An 8,569-nucleotide genomic window follows, 5' to 3' on the forward strand; every position below is an offset into this window, starting at 1 on the left:
TGATAACTATTATTATTAATAATAGCTAGGTTAATATGCGATTAAAAGATCTCTATATGATTTTAAGTGTACAATTGTGGCCGGTTAAACCTCTATACTTCACCTTGTTAAAATAAAATGTAGAAATATATACTATCTGCTTTATTCAGTCGAGCCAGCAAAGATGTCACAATAAGTATATATTGGACTCTTGTATTTTATTGTATAATGGGTTTATTTGTTTGAAATCAACTTCTTTAAATGGCTCTAATTCTTCAGGCGTGTTCTCTTTCATTAACCCTGTTTTTTGCTCTTCTAATTGTGCTTTCAGGTCCTTGATACGTTGTAATAAAGTATATTTATCTGATTGTGTTAAAGCCGTTGAACTTTTAATATGTTGACCAGTTAAAGTCAACATATCTATTTTTACTTCAATCTCTTTAACCTTTAAAAAACCTATACCTAAGCTTAATCTTGAGAACAAAATCGCCAATTTCATTTCATCTTGTTCAATCTCAACTTCAATTGGAATATCAATGATTTCTTGTATTATTTTATTATAAAAGTCTAATTCTTTACTTTTCACATCAATGCTAAGTTCACTATAAACTGACTGTACTCTCTCCGAAATGCTATTCCTAGTGAATTTATCGATTAAATTTGACTCTTTAAATATCTCTTCAAATAGTTTAAAGCCCGTAGTTGTGAATAATTGATTGCTAATAATCGACATATTTCCCCCTTAACTGAGTAAATTATCTTGGAATTATTAAGCCAGCTTACTCAGGATTTATAATATTAATTAGCTTTTTAATGAATAATTTCACTGCTTTTTTATCATCAAACTTAAATGATATGCCATAATATATTTCGTTTATGCCCTTATGCACTCTTTTTGGGAAGCGTGTCATTTCAGCATTATGAAAAAAATCACTTCTTTTAGTTACACCTTCAATACCAATTAAATCAACTGTAAAGACTTCAAATACTGGCCGTATAATTATATGCGGGGTATTACCTTCAATATGCAGATAAAAAGCCTCTTTCACTTTTGGTAGCATATACTCAGTGATTTTTTTCATTGAGAAGTTAGTTCTACACTCTAGGTTTGTTAACACAGTTTTTATATCTTGTTCTTCAATACTCAAAACCAACTCTCTTAATTATTATGATTTTAATACCAATACTGCTTAGTGTAAGGGTTTAAAGCTATATTAAATTGTTTGTAACTGTATTGAGTAACGAAATTTTAATATAATTTCAAGGATTTTGCTACACTTTTAAAATTAGATTTTCATTATCGTTATCTGAAATTAATTAACGGCATTACTTTCTGCTATGCTTGGTTACGATATCTATTGAACCTAAACAATAAAATCAATACAGATGATGGTGATTATTACGGATTAGGGGTTTTTAAAACAACTTTAAATGGTAAAGCTTCAAAGTTAAAAAAGTGATAGCACTTACAATAAAGTACTATCACTTTTACAAGTACCTGTTTTCTAAATGCGTTTTGAAATATTGTGCATTTAAGATTTCACCTGTGGCTTTTTTTACTAATTCATCTGTTGAAAGTAAAGATGCTTTTGACCATATATTTTTACTTAACCAGTCAAAAATAGGTTCAAAGTTTTGCTGACCAACTAAGTTATCTACATCTTTTTCTTTTTTCATTGCCGACATAAACTGTGCAGCGTACATCGCACCTAATGTATATGATGGAAAATAACCGAAAGAACCATCAGTCCAATGTATATCTTGCATGCAGCCATTTTTATAATTATTTTTTGTAGATAAACCCAAGTACTTTTGCATTTTAAAATCCCATAATTCGGGGATGTCTTTATGACTTATTTTGCAATTCATTAAATCACGCTCAATTTCATAACGTAAAATGACATGCGCCGGATAGGTCACTTCATCTGCATCAACACGAATTAATCCAGGAGTTACACGGGTATAAAGCTTTAAAAAATTATCTCTTCCAAATACAGGTGAATCGGTGTATTTAAATGCAGAAGCGGTCATAGGCGCCAGCTTATTTATAAAAGCTTCGCTACGCCCTAGTTGCATTTCAAAAAATAAACTTTGAGACTCATGTATGCCCATAGAGCGCGCGCTACCTACAGGTAATGAGTTTAGCGCTTTAGGTAAACCTTGCTCATAACGTGCATGGCCTGTTTCATGAACGATACCCATTAATGATTGTATAAAATCATTCTCATCATATCGGGTTGTAATTCTGACATCAGAAGGCACTCCGCCACAAAAAGGATGAGCACTGACATCTAATCGGCCATGATTAAAATCAAAACCAAGCATCTTCATTACATCTAAACCCAGCTGTTTTTGATGTGCTTGAGGGTATTGACCCTGCGGTAAAATAAATGACTCTTTTCCCTGTTTTTCCGTAACTTGCTTGATTAAACTTGGTAACCAAGTTTTTACGTCACTAAATAACACATCTAAAGATCGTGTTGTTGTGCCAGGCTCATATAAATCTAGCATGGCATCATAAGGGGTTAAACTTGCTTCTTGTGCCCTTATTTGAGCTTCTTCTTGAGATAAAGCGACGACTTGTGCAAAGTTACTTTCAAACCCTTGCCAATTATTATTTTCTCTTTGCGTTCGCCATGCATGCTCACACCGTGAACCAGCCAATGATTTAGCTTCAACTAGTTTTTCAGGTAAAACAGTTGCATGCTGCCAATGACGTTTCATTTCAGTAAAACTTGCAGCTTCAGTTGTTGATAATTCGCTATGATTTACATTTGAAAACCAGTCACCCAATTGGGGCAGCGTTAATAACTGATGAATATGAACTGACAGCTCAGCCATAGATTCTGATCGTGCTTGATTACCACCACTTGGCATCACAGCAGCCTGATCCCAACCACATATAGATGCCAAATGCTTAAAACGAGAAATCTTTTCAAAATGTGATACGAGCTTTTGATAATCCTGCATAAATAGCCCTTAATTATCTGAAAAATATATTAATGATAACGAGATGCTAACATGGCACTCGATAATAAACATTATCGTTATCTATCTCAAACTCCATTGCGCAATATAATTGCATCGCTCTTTGGTTATCTTTGCCTGTTTTTAACTCAACGCGAATTGCTTGCGTTTCTTTTGCAAAGCTAAGTACTCTTTGAATGAGTGCTTTTGATACATTCCTACCTCTAAAATGACTTGATACTCCTAAATCATTTAAGATCCAAAGACGCTTTAACGCTAAACTAGAATAACTCGGGTATAAATTTACGAATCCCATTACATTATCCGAATCAGGATCCACAGCAATAAACATGACGGACGCTTCATTTCGCATCAATTTAGCTAAAAACTCATGGGTTTCTTTAGGACTAGCCTCAAAGTCACAAAAAGCACGGTACTCTTCAAATACAGTGACTAATTGTGGTAAATAATGTTCGTTTATTCTTATTATTTTCATATTAAATCCTTTTCAATTTTTTCAACTATACCCAAGCCACTTCAAGATGTGGTTTTCGGGACTGCTGAGCAACTCATGATCTAGCCGCATCTTTGTATTAATGCTTGATCCCTTAAAAGAAGATAGACCGTCAATATGCTCCTGTATTGCTCAGTAGTCCTCACTGGGTTGGTTTAGAAACGCTTTATGTGCGTTATTGAACTTGAAAAGGGAATATTATTCTCTTCTTGCCTAAAGCGTTTATAACTCCAACTGAATCCTATATCTTGAAGTGGTTTGGGTATATGTTCTCACAAATTAAATGAATGGCTAAAATATCTTCAAAACCTATAGGGGCTGTTGATCTTTCGAGATTACTTTTGCAGCGAATTGTTGGGCATTTATACAAGGCAGAGGCTTTGTCATGTGATTGTTCCACATAAAAAGGCGATAACGCAGTAAAAATGCCCAACAAACGCTGTCCGAAGGATTCGGCTAAAAGCATTTTATTCTTTGTTGAGTCGTATTTACTTAGAATGATGCTACACACTACTCGCCGCGACTAAAATGCTTTTATCTCGAACAAAATTTAATCCTAAAAGATCAATATCCCCTAGTAGATAAATGACTATACCAATAATATCTGGATAAAAAATACCAAAACACAGCGAGAGTTTCAACTAACAAATAGTTTTGCTAAAGATGGCAAGCATTTGGTATTTATTAAAACTGACGGTTGTAGTAAACCTATCACCCAGAAAAAAATTGAGTAGATTGTGTATGCCAAGCAACCATTTGCGGGGCCTGAAGCTGTATTGTCATATTTATCTCACTACACACATCGAGTGGCGATTTTCACTTCATGTATTACCAACTGGCTTTTATCGTATTCGCCATTATGGCTTGCTTGCCAATAATGGTCGAAAAAATAAACTAAATAAAGTTCGTCAATTATTACACGTACCTCAACCCGAAGTGATGATAGGCTAAAATACATGTGACAAAGTAAAAGCATGTGAGCCATCATCAAGCTTTGTTTGCCCCAATTGTGGCTCACCTATGATGGTGATAGAAATATTAGTGCATCAATATTTACTCAAGACACCGCCATTATTAGATTGGCAATATCTGATACGGTAAACATAATAATGAGATTATTAACAAATATTGGTAAGGATTAATGCTGGTCAAAACACCAAAAATGAGCAATAAGAGGTAATGAAATAGGAGGTTTAATGAGGAAGAACATATTAAAAAACACATTACAGCAAGCAATTTTACTGAACAGCGAGACAATAACACAACAGCGGTATAAACCGATGGAACAATCCCTATAATTCAGAGCCAACTCCCCGCAGTTTGCTCAATGTAGGCTTTTTCGACACCAGCTCCCAAGCTATGAGTTGCAGCTAGATTAGTTCCACTGGCTGGTATCTAAAAACCTAAACAAAGTAGAAATTCAATTGCACAGAAAAATGGATGTAAGCAAAGAATGATTGAAATATTAATATCTTGTTTGATATGAGTTACAGTGGTGATTATTATGCTTTTGATTTGAATATCCCTGAAACAAAATTCGATGAACACGCCTTTTTTGATGCGCCTGTTACGTGGATAATCAATGAAAATATGCAAATGAAGTGTTTGTTAAAAATCTAACGAATGAAGAAGTATTAACCCGCGCAGTGGTTCATTCTCAAATAAGAGATGTCAACCCCCTTAATTCAGTACAGTCCAACTGGAATGAATTAATAATCTGGGGAGTTAGTTTAAAGTACATTTTTTAAATACTAAATAACCTCAAGCTTCACAAGCCCTTTCAAGGTAAACGGGTTTAAATCATGCTGATTTAAACCCTAAGGTTAGCACTTTCATCAAATAATATTATCCCAGCCTGCTTTCAATCGTTTATTCTTGACGCCAACTTTGACACTATTTTCATTCTCTAACAAATTGAGTGCTATTTTATTCATCATCGCGAAGTTCTCAGCGCCATATCCACTGCGAAGACGGTTTTGATCTTCGTTAAAGTTAACATCACGTTGCCAATGGAGTTTATTTTCTACATGCCAATTACTCCGTATTGCATCGGCTATGAATTCAGCTGTTTTATCTTCATGACTGCTGATGTAATATCGTTTTTCTTTGGTTTCATGTTTACCTTTTCCTGTCGAGTAGAATCAACAACTGTAATTGCTTTAACCGATATCCATCTCGAATGGCTTTCAATTAACCAGTCTATATTCGTCGTAAGCCAAACTGTTCGTTGCTCAATACGACCATGTTCACCATCAACAGATTTGAACATCATATGAGCTAAACTAGTAAAACAGCTCTTTAATTGCGTATCCAAAAACAATTTAATATCATCATGAAATTTTCCCTGATTTCCCCTTAGCACTAAAACATAATCAGTCTTAGCCGCAATTATTTGATTTCCTATGGCAAACTGACACCCCATAGCATTTGTGGTAATGGTTGTACCTTCGATATCCAACAGTTTGATGAGGGCTAGGTTAATGCAATAATAGATAAAATATTATTTCCATTATAATATATAACCCAACAAAATCTCTTGTTTTCAGTTGTTTCTCAGTTAGATTAAAGTACCAAACTAAATATTGCACAAACATAGTAATTATTATTAAATACCTAAAAAATATAGCATCTGTAGCACTACCACCTAAATACACAGCTCCAGAGTTATAATTTTTTAATCCTAAAATAATACCAAATAATGAACTTTTACTTATCTCAATCTCATCACCATCACTCATTCCTTGACTGTACATAGCACACATCCCTGATGTTTTAAATTCATATACCTGACCATAAGAATTTACCGTATGAAAAATACAACCATTATCTTCGTCAAAGTATAAATACTTATTTTTCATTTCCACAATTTGATAAGATGATTCTTTGGTCGGTAACAAATGTATATCAAGAAGGCATATCACTTGTATGAATACAAAAATAATAAAAAGTTTTTTCATAAAAATATTTCCCCTTATATTCTGCAAACTTTCTCTATTTACATTAATTTATATCATACCTGTTTCATTTTATGGAAATGGTAGCATTACATACACCAAGTCTATTAGCCAATTTCCTAGTTGAAGAAAACTCGATATACAGATCTTTCAATATATTTTTTTCAAAACTATCAAGAGCTTCTTGAAGAGAATTAATTTCATCGAAAGGTATTGTTGAACTAGGTTTAGAAAAACTATTTGCTATAGAGCACAAATCTTTTCTAGTAATCACATATTTATCTTGTATTGCAAAAGTTCTAAAAATAGTGTCTGTAACTCTCTTACGTTGCCCGGCCATACTACTTGCTTTAAACAGTTAATTGCATCTGCCATCATAAGATAAAGCACGGTTCATTATTTTTTTGCGGTTAATAAAGATAAATAATGTGCCGGAGCGGGGATCACTCGATAGCCGTAATCGACACGATGCCGCCAGCCCATCAATGCTCTGACGAAAATCAGCGGGTTGAGTGCAATTAAAATTTTACTGTCAGCAGTTAAATGAATCATGCTTTAACCGCCTTAATTAATGCTGTGAACAAATTACTATCGACAACTCCAGACAGGCGTACTTTCTCACCACTGGCAAAATAAAGTTCGATATTGAATGGTTGATGTGACACAGCATTGGTTAAAGGAAGTTCAATAAATTGGCGGGGTTGCTCTGTCAGTTCAAGTGCATTGCGCCATTGGTTAAACTGGCTGCCACTAATCTTTAATGCCGACATTATTTTGCCAGTTGAATAGCTATTTAATAGTGAAACAGCTTGTTCGCGTAAACAAGTGGGAATTGGTGTACTACGGCCTTTTTTATTAGTGCGCCACAATTCAAAGGCCGTAATGGTGGTGGATAGTTGATCTGATTTTTGCATGATATCGTCTTGATTATTGAGTCGCGATCATTAAATCAAATTATAAATTCAAAGTTGAGCTATGCTGCCGGAAGATCACATTGCTTCTTCGTCTTCTTCACCGGCTCTGATTCTTACAACTTTTTCAATATTACTTACAAAAATGTTTCCATCACCAATTTTTCCTGTTTTTGCAGCTTCAGTAATAATTGCAATGGTACTATCATTCCAGTAATTCCAGCTTCTGTTAAAGCATCTTTTACATATTCTAATTTAAACAGTTTTATAACAGCTTCTATTTTTTCAAAGTCAATCCTTTTTAATTGGTAATATTTTAGCTAAATTTACTTCATAACAAAGAGTATAAGTAGAATAAACGTCCTTTAGCTAAAATCTAAAGTATGCATTTTAGGTTTTAGTTTGTTTATGCCACTTGTATGGCTATTTATTGACGATGTTTTGTCTATGAAATGACAGTTAACCCGCTTTGGTGAGTGATTTGTGCTTCTTAGAACAAGGTAAATTGTGGTGATGCGCGACTTGGTGGCAGCTTTTGGTCAATTTTGCCTACTTGCTTGTCAAGATGATCGAGTATTTTTTTTATTACCACAGGATCTTCAATACTCGCAATAATCTTAACCTCACCACCACACAGGTGACATGTTTGAATCTCAATACCAAATACCCGCTTTAATCATTGTGCCCATGTCATGCCTTTATGTTTGGTCCCGGTTTGTTTAACTGATGCAGGATTTAAGCGCTAGCGAGCTTGGTTGTTACTTGCGCTCGGTGCTGACTGTTAGGCGCAAATACGCCATGATCAATTCATCGGGAATTAATTAAGGCAAGTCAACCTTGCCCGAAGGATGATAAACAAGGATGTTCAGCATCAATGATTAGTTTAAAGTGTGCCTTATATCATTCCGCATTAAGTTTTGCCACCTTAATCCAATCTCTACTACAGAGTTTCATAACCCTTTTAACGTCACTGATAAATGCGTTCCATGCATCTGAGCAAGCGTTGTGAATATCATCATCTCCTTGGAAACATCTGTTCGCTAAATGATGTTGACGCAACCAACTCCATACTTGTTCTATTGGATTTAATTCAGGTGAATATGGTGGTAACTTTATGGTGGTTAAATTAGTCAATTTATCGGCGAGATAGGTTTGATGCCATGCTGCACCATCTAAAATGATCACTGCATGTCGCCCGTATTCAGTTTTTTGAGAAATTAAGGCTAAATGTTGCTTCATTACGG

General features: G+C 34.6%; 13 protein-coding genes and 2 pseudogenes. 1 reads left to right on the forward strand and 14 read right to left on the reverse strand.

The genetic code is table 11. The annotated features are described in order from the left end of the window. Positions 1 to 166: 166 nt before the first annotated feature. The 5 genes from CJF42_RS05775 to CJF42_RS28480 form a co-directional block, all read right to left on the reverse strand. The gene (locus CJF42_RS05775; RefSeq protein ID WP_095365770.1) at positions 167 to 712 is read right to left on the reverse strand and encodes a hypothetical protein; all 546 of its coding nucleotides are present in this window, start codon (positions 710 to 712) and stop codon (positions 167 to 169) included. A 46-nt stretch (positions 713 to 758) separates the two neighbouring features. Further along, positions 759 to 1,127 carry a hypothetical protein gene (locus CJF42_RS05780; protein WP_095365771.1) on the reverse strand — a complete coding sequence of 123 codons (369 nt, stop codon included), beginning with the start codon at positions 1,125 to 1,127 and terminating at the stop codon, positions 759 to 761. Between the two features lie 340 nt (positions 1,128 to 1,467). Continuing rightward, entirely contained in the window at positions 1,468 to 2,949 is a 1,482-nt protein-coding gene (locus CJF42_RS05785; RefSeq protein ID WP_095365772.1) for a carboxypeptidase M32, read from the reverse strand. A gap of 46 nt (positions 2,950 to 2,995) precedes the next feature. Then, complete coding sequence (locus tag CJF42_RS05790) at positions 2,996 to 3,442, reverse strand: GNAT family N-acetyltransferase (RefSeq protein WP_095365773.1); 447 nt, start codon at positions 3,440 to 3,442, stop codon at positions 2,996 to 2,998. 259 nt (positions 3,443 to 3,701) lie between these two features. Further along, positions 3,702 to 3,971, reverse strand: a complete 270-nt coding sequence (locus tag CJF42_RS28480) for a hypothetical protein (RefSeq protein WP_252097540.1) — start codon at positions 3,969 to 3,971, stop codon at positions 3,702 to 3,704. Positions 3,972 to 4,194: 223 nt separating this feature from the next. Here CJF42_RS28480 and CJF42_RS29475 point away from each other — a divergent pair. After that, positions 4,195 to 4,561: pseudogene (locus CJF42_RS29475) on the forward strand (transposase); the annotation flags it as partial. Between the two features lie 734 nt (positions 4,562 to 5,295). Here the strand turns inward: CJF42_RS29475 and CJF42_RS29245 are convergent. The 9 genes and pseudogenes from CJF42_RS29245 to CJF42_RS05835 form a co-directional block, all read right to left on the reverse strand. Next, positions 5,296 to 5,550, reverse strand: coding sequence for a transposase (locus tag CJF42_RS29245; protein ID WP_141235489.1), 255 nt, complete (start codon positions 5,548 to 5,550; stop codon positions 5,296 to 5,298). Next, positions 5,514 to 5,954, reverse strand: coding sequence for an ISAs1 family transposase (locus CJF42_RS05805; protein ID WP_141235488.1), 441 nt, complete (start codon positions 5,952 to 5,954; stop codon positions 5,514 to 5,516). The genes CJF42_RS29245 and CJF42_RS05805 overlap by 37 nt, the downstream gene beginning before the upstream one ends. Further along, positions 5,938 to 6,417, reverse strand: a complete 480-nt coding sequence (locus CJF42_RS05810) for a hypothetical protein (protein WP_095365775.1) — start codon at positions 6,415 to 6,417, stop codon at positions 5,938 to 5,940. Before CJF42_RS05810 ends, CJF42_RS05805 begins: the two co-directional genes overlap by 17 nt. Before the next feature lie 64 nt (positions 6,418 to 6,481). Then, positions 6,482 to 6,688, reverse strand: a complete 207-nt coding sequence (locus tag CJF42_RS05815; protein ID WP_502694773.1) for a TyrR/PhhR family helix-turn-helix DNA-binding protein — start codon at positions 6,686 to 6,688, stop codon at positions 6,482 to 6,484. Continuing rightward, on the reverse strand, positions 6,685 to 6,792 hold the full coding sequence (locus CJF42_RS29480; protein WP_502694774.1) for an AAA-type ATPase lid domain-containing protein: 108 nt from the start codon (positions 6,790 to 6,792) through the stop codon (positions 6,685 to 6,687). The genes CJF42_RS05815 and CJF42_RS29480 overlap by 4 nt, the downstream gene beginning before the upstream one ends. Then, a complete protein-coding gene (locus tag CJF42_RS29250; RefSeq protein ID WP_095365781.1) occupies positions 6,773 to 6,901 on the reverse strand; it encodes a hypothetical protein in 129 nt (42 codons plus the stop codon). The genes CJF42_RS29480 and CJF42_RS29250 overlap by 20 nt, the downstream gene beginning before the upstream one ends. Positions 6,902 to 6,962: 61 nt before the next feature. Beyond that, a complete protein-coding gene (locus CJF42_RS05825; protein ID WP_095365777.1) occupies positions 6,963 to 7,328 on the reverse strand; it encodes a hypothetical protein in 366 nt (121 codons plus the stop codon). A gap of 75 nt (positions 7,329 to 7,403) precedes the next feature. Beyond that, a pseudogene (locus CJF42_RS05830) lies at positions 7,404 to 7,621 on the reverse strand (P-II family nitrogen regulator). A gap of 604 nt (positions 7,622 to 8,225) precedes the next feature. Further along, positions 8,226 to 8,569: transposase (locus CJF42_RS05835; RefSeq protein WP_170940491.1), on the reverse strand; the 344-nt coding region annotated here is incomplete at its 5' end.

The organism is Pseudoalteromonas sp. NBT06-2, assembly GCF_002276045.1.
Lineage (GTDB): Bacteria > Pseudomonadota > Gammaproteobacteria > Enterobacterales > Alteromonadaceae > Pseudoalteromonas.